At 47.0% G+C, this 24,305-nt stretch carries 16 protein-coding genes and 1 tRNA gene; 5 read left to right on the top strand and 12 right to left on the bottom strand.

Annotated elements, in window-relative coordinates:
- Positions 1–173: 173 nt before the first annotated feature.
- The 4 genes from clpX to MHI37_RS08785 form a co-directional block, all read right to left on the bottom strand.
- Entirely contained in the window at positions 174–1,430 is a 1,257-nt protein-coding gene (gene clpX, locus MHI37_RS08800; RefSeq protein WP_076339094.1) for an ATP-dependent protease ATP-binding subunit ClpX, read from the bottom strand.
- 16 nt (positions 1,431–1,446) lie between these two features.
- The gene (gene clpP, locus MHI37_RS08795; protein WP_053374767.1) at positions 1,447–2,040 is read right to left on the bottom strand and encodes an ATP-dependent Clp endopeptidase proteolytic subunit ClpP; all 594 of its coding nucleotides are present in this window, start codon (positions 2,038–2,040) and stop codon (positions 1,447–1,449) included.
- Positions 2,041–2,271: 231 nt separating this feature from the next.
- The gene (gene tig, locus MHI37_RS08790) at positions 2,272–3,561 is read right to left on the bottom strand and encodes a trigger factor (protein WP_076339095.1); all 1,290 of its coding nucleotides are present in this window, start codon (positions 3,559–3,561) and stop codon (positions 2,272–2,274) included.
- A gap of 89 nt (positions 3,562–3,650) precedes the next feature.
- A complete protein-coding gene (locus MHI37_RS08785) occupies positions 3,651–4,556 on the bottom strand; it encodes a hypothetical protein (protein ID WP_256710668.1) in 906 nt (301 codons plus the stop codon).
- Between the two features lie 239 nt (positions 4,557–4,795).
- Between MHI37_RS08785 and MHI37_RS08780 the strand changes: the two genes are divergently transcribed.
- A tRNA-Arg gene (locus MHI37_RS08780) sits at positions 4,796–4,872 on the top strand.
- A 156-nt stretch (positions 4,873–5,028) separates the two neighbouring features.
- On the opposite strand, the gene MHI37_RS08775 is transcribed toward MHI37_RS08780, so the two are convergent.
- On the bottom strand, positions 5,029–5,226 hold the full coding sequence (locus MHI37_RS08775; protein WP_076339096.1) for a hypothetical protein: 198 nt from the start codon (positions 5,224–5,226) through the stop codon (positions 5,029–5,031).
- Positions 5,227–5,833: 607 nt separating this feature from the next.
- Between MHI37_RS08775 and MHI37_RS08770 the strand changes: the two genes are divergently transcribed.
- Entirely contained in the window at positions 5,834–6,313 is a 480-nt protein-coding gene (locus MHI37_RS08770) for a GNAT family N-acetyltransferase (protein ID WP_076339098.1), read from the top strand.
- Positions 6,314–6,443: 130 nt separating this feature from the next.
- Here the strand turns inward: MHI37_RS08770 and MHI37_RS08765 are convergent, their stop codons facing one another.
- Complete coding sequence (locus MHI37_RS08765) at positions 6,444–7,052, bottom strand: AAA family ATPase (RefSeq protein WP_076339099.1); 609 nt, start codon at positions 7,050–7,052, stop codon at positions 6,444–6,446.
- Positions 7,053–7,223: 171 nt separating this feature from the next.
- Complete coding sequence (locus MHI37_RS08760) at positions 7,224–7,553, bottom strand: hypothetical protein (protein WP_256710669.1); 330 nt, start codon at positions 7,551–7,553, stop codon at positions 7,224–7,226.
- Between the two features lie 142 nt (positions 7,554–7,695).
- Between MHI37_RS08760 and asnB the strand changes: the two genes are divergently transcribed.
- Positions 7,696–9,540, top strand: coding sequence for an asparagine synthase (glutamine-hydrolyzing) (gene asnB / locus MHI37_RS08755; protein WP_076339101.1), 1,845 nt, complete (start codon positions 7,696–7,698; stop codon positions 9,538–9,540).
- 71 nt (positions 9,541–9,611) lie between these two features.
- On the opposite strand, the gene rdgB is transcribed toward asnB, so the two are convergent.
- The 3 genes from rdgB to MHI37_RS08740 form a co-directional block, all read right to left on the bottom strand.
- Positions 9,612–10,274: an RdgB/HAM1 family non-canonical purine NTP pyrophosphatase gene (gene rdgB / locus MHI37_RS08750; protein ID WP_076339102.1), complete on the bottom strand. Its 663-nt coding sequence runs from the start codon at positions 10,272–10,274 to the stop codon at positions 9,612–9,614.
- A 5-nt stretch (positions 10,275–10,279) separates the two neighbouring features.
- Positions 10,280–11,017, bottom strand: coding sequence for a ribonuclease PH (rph, locus tag MHI37_RS08745; RefSeq protein WP_076339103.1), 738 nt, complete (start codon positions 11,015–11,017; stop codon positions 10,280–10,282).
- A gap of 178 nt (positions 11,018–11,195) precedes the next feature.
- Complete coding sequence (locus MHI37_RS08740; protein ID WP_076339104.1) at positions 11,196–12,248, bottom strand: GerMN domain-containing protein; 1,053 nt, start codon at positions 12,246–12,248, stop codon at positions 11,196–11,198.
- A 131-nt stretch (positions 12,249–12,379) separates the two neighbouring features.
- Between MHI37_RS08740 and MHI37_RS08735 the strand changes: the two genes are divergently transcribed.
- On the top strand, positions 12,380–12,919 hold the full coding sequence (locus MHI37_RS08735; RefSeq protein ID WP_076339105.1) for a phosphatidylglycerophosphatase A: 540 nt from the start codon (positions 12,380–12,382) through the stop codon (positions 12,917–12,919).
- A gap of 258 nt (positions 12,920–13,177) precedes the next feature.
- Positions 13,178–13,858, top strand: coding sequence for a TIGR00266 family protein (locus MHI37_RS08730; RefSeq protein ID WP_076339106.1), 681 nt, complete (start codon positions 13,178–13,180; stop codon positions 13,856–13,858).
- A 565-nt stretch (positions 13,859–14,423) separates the two neighbouring features.
- Here MHI37_RS08730 and glpX read toward each other — a convergent pair.
- Together glpX and MHI37_RS08720 are read right to left on the bottom strand one after the other, a co-directional pair.
- The gene (gene glpX, locus MHI37_RS08725) at positions 14,424–15,398 is read right to left on the bottom strand and encodes a class II fructose-bisphosphatase (RefSeq protein ID WP_076339107.1); all 975 of its coding nucleotides are present in this window, start codon (positions 15,396–15,398) and stop codon (positions 14,424–14,426) included.
- 271 nt (positions 15,399–15,669) lie between these two features.
- Positions 15,670–24,222 (bottom strand): carbohydrate binding domain-containing protein, encoded by an 8,553-nt coding sequence (locus tag MHI37_RS08720; RefSeq protein ID WP_076339108.1) that lies wholly within the window; start codon positions 24,220–24,222, stop codon positions 15,670–15,672.
- Positions 24,223–24,305 lie beyond the last annotated feature (83 nt).

Below are 24,305 nucleotides of genomic sequence, written 5' to 3'. Positions count from 1 at the left end.
GTCAAAGTCCACCCTTTGACTGGCGGTAAAAACCGCACGGCTGGGTGGAAACAATGACGGTAGTCAAGCGTAAACGAATGCCGCCGTTCAACTGGTGGCGGCAAGTCGCTTCGCGGTGAAATATAAGATAAGCTAGAGGTTTGATCTATAGCCGCTTATATTTGAGCGCTAGCTTACGCGCTTTCTTCCTTCTTCTTGCTCTTCTTCGTCGTAAGCTCAGGCATGATTTTCTCTTGAACCGTTTGCTCAGTAATCAGGCATGTACTCAGATCATCGCGTGATGGAACCTCATACATAACTTCAAGCATGATGCTTTCGATAATGGCACGCAGGCCCCGTGCGCCTGTATTGCGCTTGATCGCTTCCTTAGCGATAGCATCAAGAGCAGCAGGCTCGAAATCCAGCTTCACATTATCCATTTCAAGCAGCTTCTGATACTGCTTAACAAGCGCGTTCTTCGGCTCAGACAAGATCCGAACGAGTGCTGGCTCATCAAGCGGCTCCAAAGTTGAAATGATTGGCAAGCGTCCCACAAATTCAGGAATAAGCCCAAACTTCAGCAGATCCTCAGGCAGCACCATCGTCAGATACTCGCCAGCTTTCAAATCCTTCTGCATTTCGCCTGCAGAGCTGAATCCAATTACTTTCTTGCCGATACGACGTTTGATCAATGACTCCAGCCCGTCAAACGCGCCGCCGCAAATGAACAAAATGTTCGTCGTGTCGATTTGAATGAACTCTTGGTGCGGATGCTTGCGTCCACCTTGTGGCGGAACGGAAGCTACCGTGCCTTCAAGAATTTTCAATAGTGCTTGCTGTACACCCTCGCCAGAAACATCGCGCGTGATCGACGGATTTTCTGATTTGCGGGCTACTTTATCGATCTCATCGATATAAATAATACCGCGCTCAGCCTTCTCCACGTCATAGTCTGCTGCTTGAATGAGCTTAAGCAAAATATTTTCAACATCCTCACCAACATAACCCGCTTCGGTAAGCGAAGTTGCATCAGCTATAGCAAAAGGAACATTCAAAATTTTCGCCATCGTTTGAGCGAGTAGCGTTTTACCTGATCCAGTAGGACCAAGCAGTAGAATGTTACTCTTTTGCAATTCAACGTCTTCAATTTTGCTGCCGGAATTAATTCGTTTGTAATGATTGTATACCGCTACAGACAACGATTTTTTCGCAAATTCTTGACCGATAACATAAGAATCCAAAATAGCACGGATATCTTTCGGTTTCGGAATATCCTTAAGATCAAGCTCTTCCTCATTGCCGAGTTCTTCCTCAACAATTTCGGTACACAGCTCGATACATTCATCACATATATAGACGCCGGGACCGGCAACCAATTTACGTACTTGTTCCTGCGACTTGCCGCAGAATGAACATTTTAACTGTCCTTTTTCGTCGTTGAATTTAAACATGTAATCACCCCTTCGATTAAATCGTCGATACCGGTGCTGTAATCACCTTGTCAATCAAACCGTAGGCAAGAGCCTCTTCCGCGCTCATGAAATTGTCACGGTCGGTATCGCGGTCGATTTTTTCATAAGGCTGGCCGGTGCGATCTACGTAAATTTGATTTAGCTTTTGTTTTGTTTTCAAAATCCAATCCGCATGAATCTTAATATCAGACGCTTGGCCACGAACTCCACCTAGCGGTTGGTGAATCATTACTTCTGCATTAGGAAGTGCAAAACGCTTGCCCTTCGCGCCCGCAGTAAGAAGAAGAGAGCCCATGCTTGCTGCCATTCCCATGCAAATGGTGGACACCTCAGGCTTAATATATTGCATCGTATCAAATATACCCATTCCTGCAGTCACGGAGCCGCCAGGTGAGTTAATGTACAAATGAATGTCTTTCTCTGGATCGTCGGCCGCCAGAAACAGCAGCTGTGCAATGATGGAGTTTGCTACGTCATCATCAATTGCGCTCCCAAGGAAAATAATACGGTCCTTCAGCAAACGGGAGTAAATATCGTAAGAACGTTCCCCGCGATTCGTTTGTTCGACTACGATCGGTACCAGATTCATGCGACCAACCTCTTTTCATTTATGGCTTAGGTTACTTACTTATTGTAACACGTCATCGTAATGATGTCATTTTTCCAAGTACTAACAGTATACGACGCCGGCCGTTCGATATGTACGGAGATTACTCTCCAAGACGAGCACATTTCCATATGTAGGGTCAAAACAAGGCACGTACCAATGACGTGCCTTGCCTTGAGTCAAGCTTTTATTAAATTATGCTTATGGTACAACTTATGCAGTTTTGCTGTTATCAAGCAAAAACTTAATTGTTTTGCGAAGCGAAATATCTTCTTTAATACTGTTGATGTTGCCATTTTGTTCAAAAATTGCACGAAGCTCTTCCGATGGACGGTTGTATGATTTGGACAGCTTCTCAAGCTCTTCGTTCAAGTCCTCGTCATTTGCAACGATGCCTTCAGCTTTAGCAATTGCATCAAGCACAAGGTTGTTGCGAACGCGTTTTTCTGCATCCGTGCGCATTTGATCACGAAGTACAGACTCGCTTTGACCGGAGAATTGGAAGTACAAAGCCATGTCCATACCTTGCATTTTAAGACGGCTTTCGAAATCCTTGATCATATAATCTGTTTCAGTAACGATCATCGGCTCAGGAATTTCAACGTCTGCAGCAGCAGTAGCTTTATCAACTACAGCAATTTCGAGTGCTTGCTCAGCTTCTTGATCCTTGCGCACTTTCAACTTGTCTGCAAGATCCTTCTTGTACTCTTCAAGCGTATCGAACTCGCTTACGTCTTTAGCAAACTCATCATCCAACGCTGGAAGACTTTTGCGTTTAATTTCATGCAGCTTAACTTTAAATACAGCAGGCTTACCAGCTAGATGCTCTGCATGGTAAGTTTCAGGGAAAGTGATGTCAATATCCTTGAAGTCGCCGATTTGCATGCCAACCACTTGCTCTTCGAAACCTGGGATGAACGAATTCGAACCAAGCTCTAGTGAATAGCGCTCACCGCCTCCACCTTCAAACGCTTCGCCGTCTACATAGCCATCAAAATCGATAACTGTGATGTCGCCGTCTTGTGCAGGACCTTCCTCAATAACGGAAAGCTCAGCATGACGCTGCTGCAAACGCTCAAGTTCAGCTGCGATTTCATCTTCAGCAACTTCGGATACAACTGCTTCAACTTCTAGGCCCTTGTATTCGCCAAGCGTAACTTCTGGCTTAACGATAACTTTTGCTTTGAACTTGAAGTTCTCGCCTTTTGCAAATTGCTCAACATCGATCTCAGGACGGTCAACCGGCTCAAGATCATGCTCTTTAATTGCATCGGAATAAGCGTCTGGAAGCAGAATATCAATAGCATCCTGATACAGACTTTCAATTCCAAAACGGGATTCAAAAATGCCGCGCGGCACTTTACCTTTACGGAATCCAGGTACATTTACTTTTTGAACGACTTTCTTAAATGCTTGATCAAGAGCGACAGTGACTTTCTCCGCTTCAACCTCCACGTCGATCGACACGATGTTCTTGTCTATTTTTTCCCAAGTTGCTTTCATTTTATGCCTTCCCCTCCGAAAATGCTCATGCATTCAGTAGTAATCACGTTTCATAAACCATTCTATTATAAACAAGCTACGCCAGATTATCAAGACTCTGGCTCATCATCTCCCGATTGCTGCAGTACAGCAACCTGTCTGAGTGCCTTGCAGGCTTGCTCATAACGGAATCTTAATCCTTCGGTAATGCCGTATGTATCACGAATATCGTCATCGTTCGCAGAGCCGTAAACAGTTAGAAGCAGCGTCAAATGCAGCGCAGCTGCAAAATAATCGACTGTATCCTCGTCTTCTCTCAGCATCCAATGATAAGCAGCCGTACCATACAAAAATTGCAAACTTTCCTTCCAAAGCTCTCTAGCAAAATGCGGTAAAGTCGGATCATCAACCTCGGCTATCTGCTCCGTTCTCTCTAATATCCGATTAACCGGTGAAGGAAAATCGTCCATAGAAAGCGGCGTAGCGACTAGATCGAGCTCCACAGTCTCTCCTAGTCTATCTAGAACGAGTGCTCCAGTAGCACCTCGCTTACGCAAGCACTGGAGTGCCTTGAACTGAACGACCGGGTGAACCTGTCCGGTTACGAGCCAATTCTTGATGGAATCATCCAAATCCGGCGATTGAATATATGCAGCACGTTCAAGGGCAAGAATTTGCTGATCGATCATCGGATGATTTTGCATGATGTAGAGCACTTGGTTCACATAAGCCTCATCCTGATCAGGCGGATTTAGAAGCTGCTCGCGAATAGCTGCCTCGTCCTCTTCCCTTTCCTGCTTGGCCAAAACAAATCCAACGCCGCCTTCACCATTTCCATCTTCAGGAAAAGCCATGTCGAGCCATGTTAGAAGGCTGTCCCACTCTTCATAATGGCGCGCATCCTCGCCCTGGCATTGCAGCAAAAAGCGCAGCAACTCCTTGGCCTCCCCGTATTGCTCCGCCTCTAGCATACGGGTTAACTGTACCTGATAATGGTCCAGCATGCTAGGGAACAAGTAAACGTTATCCTTGCTGTCGCCTTGTGTGTCGTTGGGAGTTGTAATGATAACACCGCCTTATGGTCACGCCGTTTGATGATTTGTTCAATCTTGCGTTCGATTATACCATGTTAGAACAAAAGAAAAAACAAATGTCGATGATCAGCCCTACATAAATTGTAATTTACATAAAAATGAGTTTAATTTACAAAAAGGGCTTGCAATAAAATAATCATATGTGCTATATTATTTCTTGTGTCCCGGTAGCTCAGCTGGATAGAGCAACGCCCTTCTAAGGCGTCGGTCGGGAGTTCGAATCTCTTCCGGGACGCCATAAGAATTAAACTAGATCATTTTAATGATTTACATAAACCCGCAAACCCCTTATCTATTATGGGATTTGCGGGTTTTTCTTATTCGTGGGTCAAGTTGAGACTGCGCTTGGATAAGATAGGCTTTGATTTTTTTCACATATCGGTCAGGCGCTGCATCACCCAGCACGCTGCTTCACTAACTCTACATCTATGATCTGTTCGATGTTAAAAGTACGCGGCGCGTTAGCGTCTAAACAGAACGCCTTAACTTTACTATCACGTACAGCGCGAACCTCAATGGTTCGAATAGAAATTTTGCGATTGCGGTCGTTATATATGATTTGAACAGTACGGCCAATATAATTTTGAATCATGACCATCACCTCGATGCGAATGTTTGTTCTTATATTACACCAAACATACGTTCTTATGCAAGAGCGAAATAAAACTCCACCAACAATAATTGGAGCTGGAAATTCCATATAGATGCACCACGAACAGGCCAGATCGCGCTGAAACAGTCAAACGACGAGTTATTAGCAACTTCGCTTACGCTTAGCGCACGAGCCTCCGTTCTACCGCAAATGTACAGCCTATCCTGCACATTTGCAGTAACTTCATGCTTTTCAGCCTCACCGAGCTGCCTATCCTGCACATACGCATTAAAATAGACTAATTTCAGCTCATGACGCACCTGTCAGGCACTCTATAGTGCTGGAGTGCAACATAGATACGTGGGAGTTCGATAAAGCGGCTGCTATCCTGCTAAAGTGCAGGATAGCACCGTAGTTGGTTAGTTGGAGAACCCTGTCGAGAACTGTTGGAGAATTAGTTCTAGGTTAGTTGTAACAAAGAGAATGAATATGATGATAGGAAAGCACCTATCGAGCTCACGGGCAGGTAACTCAATTTGTAGTAATATTAAGACTGCTTTATTAGCATAAAAAAACATTTCTCTTTCTTTTAAAAGGAGCTCTTATAATGAAAGTTGTAAACGCAACAAAAGAGGATTTGAACGAATGGTTGAAATTAGCTTCTGAAGTTGAATACCTCTTTGGACCAATGATAAATGACCCAAACTTCATTCAGGCAATAGAGAAAAATATTAATCAATGTAGTGCATTTTGCGTGAGGGAAAACGATGGTTCTCCAGGCTCCCCCTTACTCGGCGGCGTCTTATTTTCGTCAGCAAATGCCCCAAGCTACAAGATTGGATGGCTAGCAGTTTCGTCTCGAGCGAGAAACAAAGGGATAGCAGCGGAACTAATGAGGTTTATATTAAAACGTGTTAACATCCCGGCTGAAGTAACCGTCACTACATTTGGTGATGATATTGTTGATGGAAGGCCTGCGAGAAAGTTATATCAAAAGTTTGGCTTTGTACCTCAAGAGGAAACAATTCCAAATGGTTCAGAAGGCGGCAGTCGTCAAAAATTCAAGCTAGTACTTGCGCGGCATTAGAATCGCATTTGTTCCCGCTTCTAATGGCAGTATGAAACTTATTCTTTCCTATATTTTCAAAAAAAGGGCAGCTCCATCGGTTTTTCGCCGCATGAAGCCACCCTTCCTACTCTCAGAAAATTCGACAGTATTAAACGGACATACTCGTCTGCTTACCACCCACAAAATGATATAATTGCTCTGCTTTCTCCTCTGTGAGCTCACCGCTGTTATCAAATATGAACACCGAGGAACTCGGAATGTCCCAGTTGATTTGCGGCACGAATTCAATCCGTTTCTCAAAGTCGCCCCAGTTGCTTAGCTTCCATTGATCGCGCTCCGTCTGACGACCTACGATGCGATTCTTCTGCAGCTCCATATCCGAAAGCGTAACAACTACAACCCTCACATCTACCATCTGCAGGGTCAAGCCAGCCGACTGGGCAACCTCTTCTATCCACTGCTTATTTTTAAGCTCCACTGTAAACGGAGAAATCATAAATACGTTTTGACCTGCCGCGAGGTTCTCAATACAAACATCCTTAGCTGTATCGTATTCCAAATCACGCAAATTCTTCTTGTAATATTCCGAATCACGATCTCTCTTATCTAGGCCATTGAGCTCTAAAATCGCTTCTACAAATCTGCCGCCTATCGTATCCCGATCCAGAAATGCAGCTGGAATGCGGTCCGCCAGTTTTCTAGCTACCGTTGTCTTGCCTGTGCCTGCTACTCCGACGAAAAAAACCAACTTTTGCAAAAGAAAAAGCCTCCACTATTTTTTTGTAGAAGTATATCATTTTTTGCGCCAGTTTAATAGTTTAGCTAGTTACAAGATACGGCAAGTTTAAGAGGGCGATATTTAAAATAAAAAAAAGATGCTCAGCAATTATTTCGTTACTGAAGCATCCTCTCTATATGGCTATCAACGCTAAAGAATCTGCATCGTCTCGATATGCCGCTTTGTCGTTTCCGTGCCGTGCTCATACAGCTTTTTGTACACCAGCTGAATCAACTCGTCAGAGCCCACATTCATCTGGCTGTCGCTAGCCCCGCCAAACGGATGCTTGGAGAAATGGAACATCTCTGCTTCATCCATGCTCGACAGCTCGTCAAACAGCTCCCGCAGCTTAATATGCTCCTCCTCATTTAAGCTTACTTCCAGCTCATAGGCGGCCGCCTCGGGATCCTCTAATATTTGTCCAGCTTGAACGGATACATAATATGACTTGCGTTCCTCGCCTGCTTCCATTTCGCTCATTAAATGCATGCTCCTTTCCTGCGTGCTTAACTTTTTACAGCCTTCCTTATCATCCCCTATTGGACAGACATTTTATCCCTTTTTCCGCATATAACTGATATTATCGCTACTTTGAGACCAGCAAAAGAGAGGAATGAGATCGATGTGTGGAATTACCGGCTGGATCGATTGGAACCGTGATCTGACTAAGCATAGTGAAAGCTTAGAGATGATGACAGACACCCTTGCACCGCGCGGTCCCGACGCTTCCGGCACGTGGATATCAGCGCATTGCGCTTTAGGCCATCGGCGTTTATCCGTTATTGATCCGGAGAACGGGGCTCAACCGATGATTCGCCATTCTGGCGATGACAAATTTATCATCGTATATAACGGGGAATTGTATAATGCACCCCAGCTTCGCAAGGAATTAGAGAGCAGAGGTCGAGCCTTTACGACAAGCTGCGACACGGAAGTACTGCTAGTCGCTTTTATGGAGTGGGGAAAATCATGTGTTGAGCGATTTAATGGCATATTTGCTTTTGCAATATGGGATGTTGCAGAGCAAGAGCTGTTCCTCGCACGTGATCGATTAGGTGTAAAGCCGCTTTTCTTCAGCACGCAGGACGGTTTATTTATTTTTGGATCGGAGCAAAAAGCTATTCTCGCCCATCCCGCAGTAAAGCCTGAGGTAGGCGCGGAGGGACTTGCCGAGGTATTCATTCTTGGACCTGCTCGCACACCTGGCCATGGTGTTTACAAACAAATTTCCGAGCTGAAACCCGGTCGCTGTATAACCGTCAATCGTTCAGGCGTAAAAACAATTACGTATTGGGAGCTTAAGAGTACCCCCCATGAGCAAAATATCGAAGAAACCGCTGAGCATGTGCGGGATCTGCTGAAGGATACAGTCGAGCGGCAGCTCGTCTCCGACGTTCCCGTATGCACCTTGTTGTCTGGCGGTCTTGATTCCAGTGCCTTAACGACGCTTGCAGTCCAATACTACAACGATAATGGGCAAGGAAATGTTCATACGTATTCCGTGGATTACACGGATAATGACAAGCATTTCAAGGCACATGCCTTCCAGCCGAACAGTGATGCCCCATGGATTGAGAGAATGACCACCCATCTCGGCACCATTCATCATCCGATCCAATTCGATACACCTGAGCTCGCTGGCGCATTAGATGCTGCAACTCTCGCCAGAGATTTGCCTGGCATGGCTGATGTCGATGCCTCCTTGCTGCTTTTCTGCCATGAAATTAAGAAGAATGCCACCGTAGCGATATCCGGAGAGGCCGCTGATGAAATTTTTGGCGGCTATCCTTGGTTTCATCGTGAAGAGGCGCTGAATGCAAACACCTTCCCTTGGTCACTCGCATCCGCTATGCGTGCTGAGCTGCTTGCTCCCGATGTTGCGGCATGGATAAAACCTTTGGATTACATCGGTGACCGCTACGCCGAGGCCATTAGCGAGGTTCCTCATCTTGATGGCGAAAATGAGCAGCTTCGAAAGATGCGACAAATGTCATATTTGAACATTACCCGTTTCATGCCCACACTGCTGGATCGCAAGGACCGAATGAGTATGGCTGCAGGACTTGAGGTGCGCGTTCCTTTCTGTGACCATCGCTTAGTCGAGTATGTATGGAACATCCCTTGGGAAATCAAAACGTCAGGCGATCGTGAAAAAGGTATTTTGCGTAAAGCACTGCGCGGCGTACTCCCTGAAGACGTTTTGACTCGAAAAAAAAGCCCCTACCCCAAAACGCATAATCCGAACTATTTGGCCGCAGTCAAAGGACTGCTGTTAGATGTGCTGAACGACCCCAGCTCTCCCCTGCTTCCATTAATTAATGTGCAGAAGGTTCGGGAGCTTGCCGAGTCCGATTCTGCGAAGTCCAACATTCCTTGGTTTGGCCAGCTTATGTCGGGACCGCAGCTGTTTGCTTATTTGTATCAAGTCAATCTATGGCTTAAACAGTACAAGGTCGTTATCAGCTAATAAAAAAAATAGCACCCCCATCTACGGCAGCCAGCTCGCTTTGGCTGACCGCAGATGGGGGTGCTTATTAATTACGCCTGCTCGAGCAGAGGAAGCAGACGTTTCAATGCCTCGCCGCGATGACTGATCTGCTGCTTCTCTTCCTTCGTCATCTCCGCCATGCCGCGGTTAAGCTCTGGAAGCCAGAACAAAGGATCATAACCAAAGCCCCCAGTACCATGAGGTATATCCGTAATGACACCGTCTACCGTACCTTCTGCTTCTACAAACAAGCCTGTTGATGGATCATACAATGCCAACGCACAAACAAATTGGGCTTTGCTCAGTAGCTGCGAGCCATCTGGAAGCTCGCCTAGATCAGCAATCTCATGATTTCCTTGCATACGTCTAAGCTCACGTATCAGCTTTTCGTTATTATCACTGTCTGCTGCGTGCTCTCCCGCATAGCGCGCAGAATAAACACCAGGCTCATCGTTCAGCGCCGAGACACGCAAGCCCGAATCATCAGCTAGCACAGGGACGCCGAGCGCATCTCCTGTCGTCTTCGCTTTAATCCGCGCATTCGCTGCAAACGTATCGCCATCCTCGACGATATCTGGAATTTGCGGGTAGTCAAGCAGACTCGCTGTTGTTTTGCCAAGCTTCTGCAGCGCATGTGCAAATTCCTTAACTTTACCGGCATTTTTCGTAGCAACAACAATTACATCATGAGATAACACAGCATGCTTCGCCATAAAGTCTAGCCTCCAATACGGGCACCCATCGCTCCAAGCACTTCACGCTGCTTGCCGATCAGCTCCTGAATGCCCTCTTCTCCCAGAGCAAGCAATTGATTAAGCTCATCTCTTGAGAACGGAGCATCCTCGCCAGTTCCCTGTACCTCAACAAATTTGCCGCTGCTCGTCATCACAACGTTCATATCGACCTTAGCCTTGGAATCTTCCTCATAGTTCAAGTCAAGCAATGCTTTGTCTTGAATAACCCCTACGCTCACCGAAGCTAGAAAATCAGTAATCGGATATTTTGCGAATTGAACCTTATCCGTCAGTTTATTTACTGCGATGGAAAGCGCAATGAATGCCCCAGTAATAGAAGTCGTACGCGTACCGCCATCAGCCTGAATAACATCGCAATCCAAAGTAATTGTACGCTCACCTAGCGCCTGCAAATCAACGACAGAGCGCAAAGCCCGTCCAATCAGCCGCTGAATTTCCATCGTCCGTCCTGTCAGCTTGCCCTTTGCTGCCTCGCGAATATTCCGAGAATGCGTCGCACGGGGAAGCATGGCGTATTCAGCTGTAATCCAGCCCTTGCCTTGTCCCTTCATAAACGGCGGAACCCGCTCCTCGATGCTTGCTGTACAAATAACCTTCGTATCTCCGACCTCGATAAGAACCGAGCCCTCTGCGTATTTATTAACACCTGTCGTTATGGTTACCGGCCGAAGCTGGTTCGGTTGCCGACCGTCGTTCCTCATACTAATTTCCTCCTGAGTGCTGCGTTGTATTATTAGAAAACTACTTCATCTCATCCAACAATCTTTCCTATTTTAACAAAGTGGCCTACGAATTGCATCTGCTGAGCTCGAAAAAAAAGAAGCTGCTTCAAAGGATTCCCTTCGAAGCGGCTTCTTCATTCAAGCTTAAGCTGCAGCTTTATGATTTGATGGCATTAACATGATGCGGCCTGCCTACTGGCTGGCTGTAGGATTGGTCAGCCTCGTCAACAATATTTGCTATGCCGTTTACTTTAATTTGCACGGTCGTAGCATCTGTATTTTCAGTCACGGATAGTACGAGCGCCTGCATCATTTCTGTTGGAAGCTTCTGTCCTTCCTGAAACGCTTCATCCTCCAAATCAACGGTTACCACATCACCATCCTGAGCGATGTTTTTCACCAGTACATCTGGCAAAATGACGCTGGTTAGCTCTTTTTTGTTAAGCGGCCCAGAAATCAGCTGTTCAAGCGCTGCTTGTGCAGGTGACGCCGAGCGTGCAACAAGGCGAGTAACAGGAACATAATATTGCTCGTCGCTTAACGTTTGTGCTGAGAAATATAACGTTACTGGCGTCGATTGAGCGTAGTTCACTCCCTCAGCTGCTTCAATATTAATACCTACCTCACGGGTTAATATTTCATCTAACGGGAAGCCATCCTCAGGCATCTCTAGAAGCTTAGTGCCCTCGAACGAGATTTCAACCCCTTCGATACCTGGTATAGCTGTGAGCGTCCAAGTAATAGCTTCCACGATCGTTCTCTCATCCTGCACGTTATAGTTTGCAAAGGGCTCAGAAAAATCAACCTTAGCGAGCTTTTGCTCTTTATCATAGCTGTAGGATTTAATTTGAGTGCCCTGCGGAATGACTGCTCTAAAACCCTCAGGCAGCTGACTTGCATAGCTCCCGTTCTCTACCATTATTTCTAGAGCCTTCTGTGCAGCAATTTCATTAGCGCCAAGTGTTGTTTGAAGGGCGATCGGTGCCAAATATCCATTGCGGTCTTCAAGATAAACCGTCATTTGCGCTTCTTCTCCCGTTAAGACTGCCTGTCCGGTTTCTAAGTCTTGAACGCCATCCTTCACCTCTACCTGCGGCGGATCAATTGACTTGCTTGTCTCCTGTGAAAATAAGCCGCAACCTGCCGTAAGAATGGGCAGTACCAGCACACTGGAAAGCACAGCACCCCTAATCCATCTTTTTTGAATCATATTGACGTTTCCTCCCTAATCAAGTTTTGCCTGCCGGCTTTGTTCAACACCTTATTTGTAGTACTATGTATACGAGCCCTTCCCTTTTTTAGACCAGTTTTGTCCATAAAATCCTAAGGGGGAACAAAAACATGTCCAATCCTGAAATTTATAGCCTCAATAGCCGCAAAGTGGCTGATGCTACTAACGAATGGCTCATTAAACGCGGAGTATCCACCATTGAAATCGCGAAGCTCGTCCATTTTCTGCAAAAGGATTATTTCCCTGGCCTCACGCCCGAGGATTGCATTGTTCATGTTGAAGCGGTCTTGTCCAAGCGCGAGGTGCAAAATGCCGTATTGACTGGTATTCAACTCGATATTCTCGCTGAGGAAGGCAAGCTAATCGCCCCGCTGCAGGATATGATCAAGCATGACGAGAGTCTCTATGGCTGCGATGAAATCTTGGCGCTTTCAATTGTAAACGTATATGGAAGCATCGGCTTTACGAACTTTGGTTACGTCGATAAGCTGAAGCCTGGCATTTTGGTAAAGCTCAATGACAAAAGCGATGGAGAGGTTCACACCTTCCTTGACGATATTGTCGGTGCAATAGCAGCCTCTGCGGCAAGCCGCATGGCTCACCGTAAACAAGCAGAACGCGAAGGCGTCACGCAGCCTCCACTCGATTAAGCTAGCCATCGAAGCGAGGGACTGGTTCGCCTCTTTTTTAGCTTTGCTCCCTAGGCAAGCTTTTGCTTCGCAATATTTATTGTCCCCGCTTCCGAAGCGGGGACTTGCTTCGCAAAACCTAAGCCTATGCTTTCGAAGCGGGCTTTTGCTTCGCAAAATCTAAGCCTATGCTTCCGAAGCGAGCTTTTGCTTCGCAAAACCTAAGCCTATGCTTCCGAAGCGGGCTTTTGCTTCGCAAAATCTTTAGGAGGTTATTTCATGAAATACGATATTTTTTATAAAGGCGCCTTCGCGATGTTGAAGGTCCAGCTAAATCCGGGAGAGAGCGTTAAGGCGGAGATGGGTGCAATGGTCTCTATGTCTCCGAGTATTGATCTTAAAGGAACAACCGATGGCGGATTTATGCGCGGGCTAGGAAGAATGCTTAGCGGTGAAACATTCTTTTTCCAAGAGATGACGGCGGTACGAGGGCAAGGCGAGGTTCACCTAGCTCCTCCCTCGCTTGGTGATGTTGAGGCGATCGAGCTAGATGGCTCGTACAAGCTGCTCGTCCAGAAGGATGGTTTCTTGGCCGGCACCAGCGGCATTGAGGTCAATACCAAAATGCAAAACCTTGGCAGAGGGCTATTGTCGGGAGAAGGTTTTTTCATCGTAGAAATTAGCGGTAAAGGTACCGTATTTCTTTCCTCCTATGGTGCCATTCATGCGCTGAATTTAGGGCCTGGAGAAGAGGTTATCGTGGATAACGGCCACTTGGTCGCTTGGCCTGGCTACATGAATTATACGATTGAGAAAGCTTCCAAGGGCTGGCTCTCCAGCATAACGAGCGGTGAGGGGCTTGTCTGCCGCTTCCGCGGCGAGGGTGTCGTTCTAATCCAGTCTCGCAACCCCGCAAGCTTCGGTTCGTGGCTCAAAAAGTTCATTCCCGGCAACAGCTAAATCTCAAGTTCCATCACATGCAATAATAGGTTTTTCATCCTATTAGTCTACATAAGCTCGAAATTTACGTTTGAGCACAACGCCAGCAATTCATCCTTTAGGATCGCGGTTGCAAAGTCTCCGCTAGTCAAGGTGAAACGGCTGTCGCCGTTCTTATGCGGTGGCGCGTTTCATTCCGGAGAAATGTAGAGAAAGTATGGCGAAATGATATACTTCCCTATATTTTGAAGGAGAATCAGCCTAGACTGCACTTATTACAACAGAAACCTTATATGAGAGCTGATTTAGGTGGCTACATTGTAATATTGCAGTAGAATGTGCTCCAAACCAACGAATATCGCCCTATAATAGGCAATCTATTGTACAAACTACACTGTACGTGCCATAGTCAGGCGAGTAACGTCGATTACGTTATACAAACTGCAGTGTAGCCGCCTTCCTATAGAGCGATTTCATAATAAACCAATCCAGCGAGCACGTCCAACCTAAGAACCGCAGAAAGAAACTAAAACAGGGCAGCCTCTCATCGGTCTTCTTGCACCGACGAGAGACTGCCCTTATTTCATTAATTATTGTTGTTTAGAAATGTCTTGTTCGGCAAATAGTGCAACGAGCGGACAAAACGGATCGTTTTTGTCTTGGCGCGCATAACGATTGAATGCGTCTCCGCACGCTCATCAGGGAAATATTGTACTCCGCCTAGAAACTCGCCCGGTGTTACACCCGTCGCTGCAAAATATACATCTCCTGTTCCAATCATATCCTCCATCGTCAGCACACGGTACGGATCCTCGATCCCCATCTGCACACAGCGATTGTATTCATTGCCATCCGAAGGCATCAAACGCGCCTGCAGCTCGCCGCCTAAGCATTTTAAAGCCGCAGCTGCTATAACACCCTCTGGAGCACCTCCAGAGCCTACATACAGGTCAATGCCAGCCTCTGGAAAAGCAGGCGCCATCGCCCCAGCAACGTCACCATCCGACAAAAACTTTATCCGTACGCCTACTTTGCGCAGCACCTTTACGAGCGCTTCATGGCGCGTTCGATCCAATATCATAACAGTCAGATCTGATACTTTCTTATTCAAAGCTTCTGCTGCTTTTCGGAGCGTCACGTCCATAGGATCTGTAATGCTAAGCTGCTTGCCCACAAGGACAGGCCCAAAAGCCAGCTTCTCCATGTACATATCTGGCGCATGAAGCAGCTGGCCTTTGCCTGCTACGGCAAGCACCGACATTGCATTATTTAATCCTTTCGCGACAATCTCTGTACCTTCTAGAGGATCAACCGCAACATCAACCTCAGGACCATTCAAGCTGCCAACCTCTTCGCCAATATAGAGCATGGGAGCCTCATCCATTTCGCCTTCCCCAATAACGACTGTGCCCCTAATGGATACGGAATCAAACATCGAGCGCATTGCCGAGGTTGCCGCTCCATCAGCACTATTCTTATCCCCTCTGCCCATCCAAGGTGCAGACGCGAGTGCCGCGAGCTCCGTAACACGTACTAGCTCTAATGCTAATTCTCTCTCCATAATCTTATCTCCCTCTGGTCTCTTAGGACCGTACCCTTAATTAGTGTACCTGATGAGTTCATTTCTATACCTTAATATGTATCATATATTTATATATGTCGCAATATATATTTTAATTTCTTCATTAAATCATCATAAATATGACGTCATAATTATACTAATGAATGGTATTCGTCTAATAGAACGACAAAAGAGCGCCCCTAACAGGTTCTGGCCTGCAATAGGACGCTCTAATGTTTTTTTGAGAAAAGAGAATTGCTGACTGCTTTCGTTATTCGTAAATCTCAATTTCGAACAAAGAAGGCCCATAAGGCGCAAAGCCTTTATCCGTTAATAATACACGCACATATCTTGCCGTTGCACTGCTCGCAAGTGAAACAGCTTCCTCAAGCTTGCCTCCCACATTCAATATACGATCTAAAGAATGTACCGTCTGCCAATCCACGCTCGCAGCCGAAAGATCGCTGCCTTCTGCCGCCACTTGAACTTCAAGCGCTTTTCCATAGGCGGTCTCCCATGTGAAAATAAGCTCACTGATCGTATATTCGCGGTTCAAATCGATATAAAACCATTCTGGTAAAATAGGAGCGACTTGATTAGCTGCCCAATCCGCTTCCCATCTGGTATTCTTATCGCCATCAGTCAATAGATGAGCTGGAAATACGACGTTAAAGCTAGACGCAATGACCTGCTTGTTCAGAGCCAAATTCAATTTCGTCGGATTCGGTGTCGGGCCTGGGTCTGGATTCGGATCTGGATCTACGCCACCGTCTCCTCCGCTAACCCAAATGCCGTATACCTCAAATTCCCATAGCGAATAACCATAAATCGTACCTCTGCTGCTTCCCAGCATCCGAATATGCCTTGCTTCTTCTCCATTCAGTGTAATACTGTCAATTCCGCCATTGCCTGCGGCTTCTGTAAATACATCTGACCAGTCACTCTCGCTCGGCACTTCCGCTGAAGATACTTGAAGCTTGTAAGCTTTGCCAAAAGCTCCCTCCCAGCTCAGCGTGACACTCTCCAGCTTGTATATGCCTCCAAGATCAACCGAAATCCACTGTGGATCAGAGACCGCCGACTCCCATCTTGAATTTCCCACTCCATCTACAGCATTTGCAGCTGGCTGCAGGCCTGACGAAGCTGCTGCTGTTTTGCCGATTGCAATGTTAGCGGCGGCCGTCTTCACCGGCTGCTGTACCTCGCTGATTCCGTAACCAGCCGCTGCAATAGCGATCGCATACGTTTTGATTGCCGGAAATAACGAAGCCTCCAGCTTGATTTTACCAGCTTCTACCGTGTAGCTGGTTCTATCAACGACTACACCGTCTATAGCAAGCTTGGAAATGGCAGAACGCCACTCCACTGAGTCAGAGAAGGTTAGCTCAATCTGCTGCCCGACTTTATTTTCTGTCGTATCTGCGGTCAACACCGGCGGAGCAGCTACCTCACGAATCGAAACATGATCAATAAAGATGGTATGCGGGCCGTCTGGCGTTGCAACGAGATCATTAATGACGTTTCCTAGCAAAAATTTAAGAGACAGCTCCACATTGGCTGCTGGACGCAGGCTGCTGCTATATACCGCTGCTTGATCGTCTGTAATATTAAATTTTACCGTCTGATTATTGTTATAGCCCGTCAGCTCTGCCGCTATTGGACGGTCGACCGTTGACCATGCGTTAAAGCTCAGCTCGTAAGCTTTGCCTGCCTCTAGCTTGATCCCGTTCTGAGTAAACTGGGTCGACCAGCTGATCGGCACATTCCATTCTGGATGAATGCCGCCATGATAGTGAATGTCGATGCGAGCGGCTCCATTTTGGACTGCATATTCCGATTCTCCTCGGTCTCCGAACCAGAATATCCAGCTTGCTGAGCCGTTAGACATATGCCCATTGAGAACAAGGTTGCCATCTGCCGCGAACATAAGCTGATTGACAAGTGCATCCCCATATCCTGCTGCCTTGATTTTAATCGAGTAGGATTGATCACCCGCGAATACAGCTGGATGAATGACTATGCTGCCCTGCTGAAGCGAATATTGACTCTCGGCAAGCGGAACACCGTTCACTTCAATCACGCTAATCGCCGTCCGCCATAGTTCCTGATCGACGAATGCAAGCTCAACCGCTTCACCAACACGATTGGCAATCGTATCCGGCACTAAAGTTGGCGGTCGCTTAACGGGTGCGTCCTTCACTTCCAATACTACATTGTCGATAAAAATGTCATGCGGACCTGCTGCACTTTTCACTGTATTGCCAAGTAAAAACTTAAGCGCCACATTATCGTCAGACGTCATCCGGAACGTAAATTCAAAATGCTGCATCGCAGGCGTAAGCATCAACGGCCCTGAATAAAAACGCCTTGTATAAGTCGCATTCTCCAGCGCAGCTTCAATGTCGCGAGCAACGCTCGCGCTTGCGTCAAAGGAGATCACGTACGTCATCCCCTTCGTCAAGCTGAGGTTGGACTGGTTAAGCATCACATTCCACGCCTCGCCGCCTACATTTGTTACGGAAATTTGCGCAGCTCCATCGGTTTCATGAAATGCTGCCGCTCCGCCTTGAACAAATGGCTCCCAGCTGCTAAGTCCACTGGCGAAATCGCCATTTTTGAGCGGAAATAAATCAACACCGGTGAAATCAACATTCAGATTCGTCGTTCGAATGAGAGAGATGTTATCCAGCTGCACAGCCGAAGCATTCCCCCCGAGCAGAATTTCGAGCTGTCCTTCCTCATCCGTCACATTCTCCGGCATCGTAAATGTTATTTTATGCGAAGCGCCCGCTGGCGTTATAGAAAGCGTATGCGGTCCAGAATAGATCTTCGAACCATCCTTACTTATGAACTGAACATCAATCGTGCGTGCTTCCGCTGCACTCGCGTCAAGGGTAAGCTCATACGAATCACTTTGCAGAAGGTTGATGCCCTGCTGACTCAAACGAATGGAAGCAGCATCTACTCCCCCATCTTCAATGACTGCGTTTAGCTTGCGCGACTGCGGATCTACACTGATCTCAGCCTTGGCAGTGCTTGAGAAACCTGTCGTCCAATAAAGCAATCGGTCCATTGTGCCAAGATCGAATCCGCCATTATAAATATGATTGCCGTTATTCAGCGGAGTTTTGGCGCCGCCCGGCTCATTCAGCTCATCCACTTCCTCCAAGCGAACGTTGCCAATCCATACATCATTTACATTTTGGCCTACATTAAACTCAATTCTTGCAGCCGCGTTTGTTTCAGCAGTCATCAGGAATCGATATTCATAATGACCAAGCTGCTCCTTCAAGGAAGGCTCGAAATTGTCTGAATAAATGCCCCAGTTGCTATTGGCATCACCGCCAAATTTAACGCTCATGCCGCGTGGTGCGGATGCTTTTGCATCAAAGCTAATTTTATAGGATTGGCCTTTTACGAGCGTGACGTACTGAATAAGCTGCATTGAATAAGGCACGTTTCCGCCACTCGCAATATCCACCTTCGCGAATTGACCTCCATCACTTGGCACAACCGACACCGTACCTGCTCCGCCAAACTCTGCCCCATGCAGGAAATTCCAATAATTCATATCAAGCTCAGGATTCGCTAATGTAATATCCTTCACGCCTTGCGTATATGATGGGTCATAAATGAAATTCCCATCTATCGCTGCTTTCCCGTTTTGCGGAAATGTATCCTTCACAAGCGTAGGCTCTATTGGTTGCTTATAGGGTCTGCCAGTCAGCTCATAAGCACGGACATAGTCAACTTCCATTTCTGCTGGCATCAGAGACTCATCAGGCTTGCGCCCGCCATCGTAATTGCCGCCTACCGCTAGATTAAGAATAATGTAAAATTCCTTGTCGAACGGCGCTGGGAATGCATATTTATCCGGTTGATCAGCCCCCCAGCTGTTCCAATCATCGATGGTTTGAAATAAATTGCCGTCCACGTACCACCGAAGCTCACCTGGCTCCCATTCTAGCGAATAGGTGTGATAACCAGTAATATCCTCTCCCTCCGGAAAATGATACTGCGAGCCTGTCGCTTTGTTGTTAGGAGCGTTTTTGCCAAAATGAATCGTGCCGTCCGTTTCCCCCAGCACCCGTCCACGTGCCTCCATAATGTCAATTTCACCAGAGGAAGCCCAGCCGCCATATTCGCTATCCCTCGGCATCATCCAAAATGCTGGCCAAAGCCCATCACCAGCAGGGAGCTTTATGCGCGCCTCGAATTTACCGTAAGCCTTGCTGAAGGTTGGACTGGTCCATAAGCGCCCGGACGTATAGTTCTTGCCGCCAAAGCTCTCGTTTCTGGCTTCAATAATCAATTTCCCGTTCTCGACACTGATGTTTTCTTTCTTATAATACTGCTCCTCGTTATTTCCCCAGTTGGCTACGCCATATTCACTGCCGTTGCCTAGCTGATATGCCCATTTGTCTAGATTGACGCCGTTCGTATCCACATTTTCCCCGCCGCCATCAAATTCATCGGACCAAACGAGGCTCCACATGATTTCCGACTCGATGTCCTGAACGACAAGCGCATTCTCATAGCCGGTCGATTTAATCAAAATATCGTGGGACTTAGCGACTGTAAATTGCGCCTTATTAACCGTCAGCTTTCCTGCTAACCATGAATACGCATGCTCAGGAAGCTGTACCCCGTCTACGAACACCGCTTTTACCGCATTTCTCCATGCCGGATTATCAGTGAATGCAACATCAATATCTAAGCCAAGCGCATTGTCAGAAGCATCCGGAGATAGAACTGGAGGCAGAAGAAGCGTAATATTGTTCGTGCTGAGTGCTTTCTCTCCTGCCGCTTCTTTAGCCCCTTTGAGCTCCACGCGAACATTATCAATAAACACCTCATGCGTATCCGCCGGGGCATCTGCCTGATCGCCCATAAGCAGCTTAAAGCCAGCAACGTCATCCTTATCCATCGTAAATTCATAGGCATACGTATTCGTCACGTCATCGAGAAGCACCGTTTTGTTCAAATAGCGGAAATAAGCGCTGTTTTCAACGATTGCTTCGATCGTACGCGGCTTGCTTGCTCTTGCTGTGAACGATACGATATAGGTTTTCCCCTTCTGCAGCGCAAGCTCGCCCTGCTGCAAAATAATATCCCAAGCCTTCGCCCCTGTATTCGCTATCGTCGCTTTGGCCGCTCCATCATCCGCAGTTATAACCGCGCTAGAGGTGCCATCATATACGCCCTGTACATGAGTGCTCCACGCCAACATGCCAGCGTCAAAGTAACCGTTTTGCAATGGGAATGCTTTGGTTCGCGCATCCTTCAACTCAACGTGAATGTTATCGACATAAACGTCATGTGCTCCAATTACAGCTGCCCCATCAAGCTTTCCGAGCAGCAGCTTAAGTGAAGGCGTAATGTCTGCTTGAACAGTGAGCTCATACTTGAGCGTCTGCTTCGTGCTCGTGAGCGCCACCTTCTCCGATAAATACCGACGCTCGCTTGTATCAATAACCAATTCCATATCACGATTTTTAGACGAGCTGATGTCTAGCGATACGACATAGGTATGACCTTTAAAGAGGTCAAAATCCGTCTGCATCAGCATGACATCCCATGGATTATTGCCCTCGCTGGCAATGGCCAACTTCAGCTCTCCATCCTGAGGTGTAAAGACAGCACTTGAGCCCCAGCCGTCATAGCGCCCTTGGACATGCTCGCTCCAGCCAATCTTGCCATTGGAGAAGTCGCCATTTTTAACCGGGAACTGATTCGTCAACGCTAATTCTCCACTATTATTATTCGTTAACCGTACCATTTGGATATCGTCCAAATACACATCGGCCTGATGACCGCCTAGCATAAATATGAGCTGTCCTAGAACATCAGTCGGCTGCTCCATCGTAAACAGAAGCGTATGCTCCTTCATTTCCGTGGTGAGCGCAAACGTCGCCAAACTAGCATATGGCATTCCGTCAAGCTGATTTACACCGAGCTGAATCGTCCTATCCGATGCCGCTCTTGCTTTGAATGTAATTTTGTAATCATTGCCTTCAATGAGATTGATGCCTGACTGTGTCAGCTTTACAGCTTCAGGCTTAAGCGCTCCGCTGCCTATCGATACTTTAAGCTCGCGTGCCGCAGAATCAACTGCTCCTGATGCCTTGTCGCCATCTGAAGCTAGATTCCAGTAAGTCATACGGTCAATTCTTCCAAGATCGAAGGTACCATTGTACACATGGTTTCCATTTATAGGCTCCTTCGGACCATGATCCTGAAACGGATCAGGAGCATTCGTTTCTTCAACCCTCACATTCCCGAGCCAGACCCCATTCGTGCTCAGTCCAAGATTAAATTCCAACCTTGCAAGCGTATCTGTCTCCGCACCCATTTGGAATATCATTTCATAGCTTTGCAGGCTATTCGAAAGCCTTGCCTCCAAGCTATCGGAATACGTCGTCCAGCCGCGATTTTCTCCGCCGCCGAATTTCACTGTCATCGTACGGTTAGAACTAGATTTGGCATCAAATGACAGCTTATACCAGCGTCCCTTGCCGAGCGTCACGTTCTGAATGAGCTGCACAGCATGAGCCGCATTGCCGCCTGCTGTTATCTCCGCTTTCGCATAGTTCACGCCATTTATCGAGTCTACTGAAATAGCTCCGTTACCTTGAAACGTGCTAATATGAGCAAAATTCCAAAACTTCGGATCAAGCGCTTGATCCGGCTCAGCAACCGTCGTAAACGGCTCATTGTAGCTCATATCATGAACAAAATTTCCTGCAATTGGCTCTTTATATTGATCAGGATAAGGCTCTGAATCAAAGGCTGGCTCTACTGGCGTCTTATATGGTCTGCTTATTAGATCATAAACGCGAACATAATCAACTTCCATTTCCCAAGCTGCCTGGGAAGGGTCCGGTGTACGGCCGCCGTCATAGTTGCCGCCTACCGCCATATTTAAGATCATATAGAAAGGCTTATCAAACGGAGCAGGAAAAGCATATTTGGCTGGTTGATCTGCTCCCCAGCTATCCCAATTGTTAAGCTTCTGATACAATTCACCATCCACGTACCAGCGTAATTCCCCAGGCTCCCACTCCACGCCATAGGTATGGAAATCGGTAATGTCTGTCGTCTCGCCAAACCTATACTCACCACCGGTCGCTTTGTTGTTCGGCCAATTTCTACCGTAATGTATCGTTCCGCCAACCTCTTTTGGCAGCCGCCCGCGCGCTTCCATAATGTCGAGTTCACCAGATGCTGCCCATACACCATACTCACTATCTGTTGGCATCATCCAGAAAGCAGGCCAGATTCCCTCGCCTACAGGCAGTTTAATGCTTGCTTCGAATTTCCCGTAAGCTTTATTGAAGGTAGGCTGCGTATACAATCTTCCAGAGGTATAAGCTTTGCCTCCAAAATTCTCATCCTCAGCCGTGATCGTTAATTTCCCATCCTTGACTGAAATATTTTCGGCTCGATAATATTGCTCCTCGTTATTGCCCCAGCCGTCCAGTCCATACTGCGAGCCGGTACCTAGCTGATAAGCCCATTTATCGAGATTGACTCCGTTAAAATCAATATTTTCACCGCTGCCATCAAATTCATCATTCCACACCAGCTGCCACTCATCCTTGGGCGGCTCTGGCTCTGTTGATGGCTCTGTTGTTGGCGCTATCGTCGGATTCGGCGTAGCCTCTGGAGTTGGAGTCGTGCTTCCGCCTCCGCCCTGCCCTGGTGCAGAAGCTTGACCATTGATGACACCATTCAAAATAGAAGCTTCTTTGCCTTTGTCAAACGGGTTGCCATTTAGAATCGTGTTCGAACCTTTATTCTGAAGCTGCTTTACGGCTCCCTTAACGATAATGCTCGAATCTTTTGCAGTTTCCTCTACGATCAGCGACGGCGTACTCGCCTCTTCGCCGATTTCAACAATGGCTCCTCCCGTAGCGATAGCAATCTGCTGCGCGTCCGTTTTTCCTTCAAACACAACTCTAACCGGGCCATTATGTTTATTCACGATTACTCTATTCAGCTTCGAATTCATAAAATGAATGCTGTTAACACCGCCCCCATTAACATAGACGGTTCCTTTCACCTCCACATCCGTTAAAAAAACATCTCCCTCGCCAATCCCTTGCGTGAGAAATAAATCACCAGCAATAAGCGCTTTATTTATTTTAACGTCCGCCTTATTTATAACCGCATTGCCGACTGCGCTCAGATTAGGATAGCTTCCTGACGCATTTACGACCTCAACCGCTAATCGATCCAGCAGCGCAATCGCTTCTGCACGCGTAATCGGCTTCACTGGGCGTATCGTTTGATCTGGATAGCCTTGTATGTAGCCACCTGCCAATAGCTGCTCCAAAGGCTCCTTCGCATAGGCTTGTACTTTACCATGATCCGTAAAGTCAGCCAGCTTATGCTCAATCACTGCTTGAAGCTGAAATAACTGGGCCGTTATTTTCGCGGCCTCCTGCCTTGTAATCGGCGCATCCGGCTTAAAACTTCCATCTGGGTAACCCGTAATTATACCTGCTTCCTTAATTGCGGTAATATCGTTGCTGTACCAAGCGCCAGCAGCTACATCTGTAAAAGAATTTGTCCCTGCTGAATGAAAGCCAAATACCGCATTAACCAGCTTGGCAAATTCTGCGCGTGTCACTTGACGATCCGGCTGAATGCTGCCATCCGGATAACCTCCGAGCATGCCTTTGGAAATCCACTTCTGCAAAGATTCTGCTCCCCAATGCGCCGCAGGCGCTGCTGCATCTGCAGCGGAATTAGCGCTTACCGCTGGCAAGCCGCTCGTTAGCATCATGAAAACCAATACGATGGAAATGAACCTTTTTTGCATCCTTTTTCTACTTCCTTTCTTTATCGCTATTTCTTGAAAGCGTTTACTTGTGGCTGAATAAGAACAGCCTGCTCCTTACAGCT

This window comes from Paenibacillus sp. FSL H8-0548, assembly GCF_038630985.1.
In the GTDB taxonomy this organism is placed as follows: domain Bacteria; phylum Bacillota; class Bacilli; order Paenibacillales; family Paenibacillaceae; genus Pristimantibacillus.
This window is presented reverse-complemented; position numbering and strand designations above follow the sequence as displayed.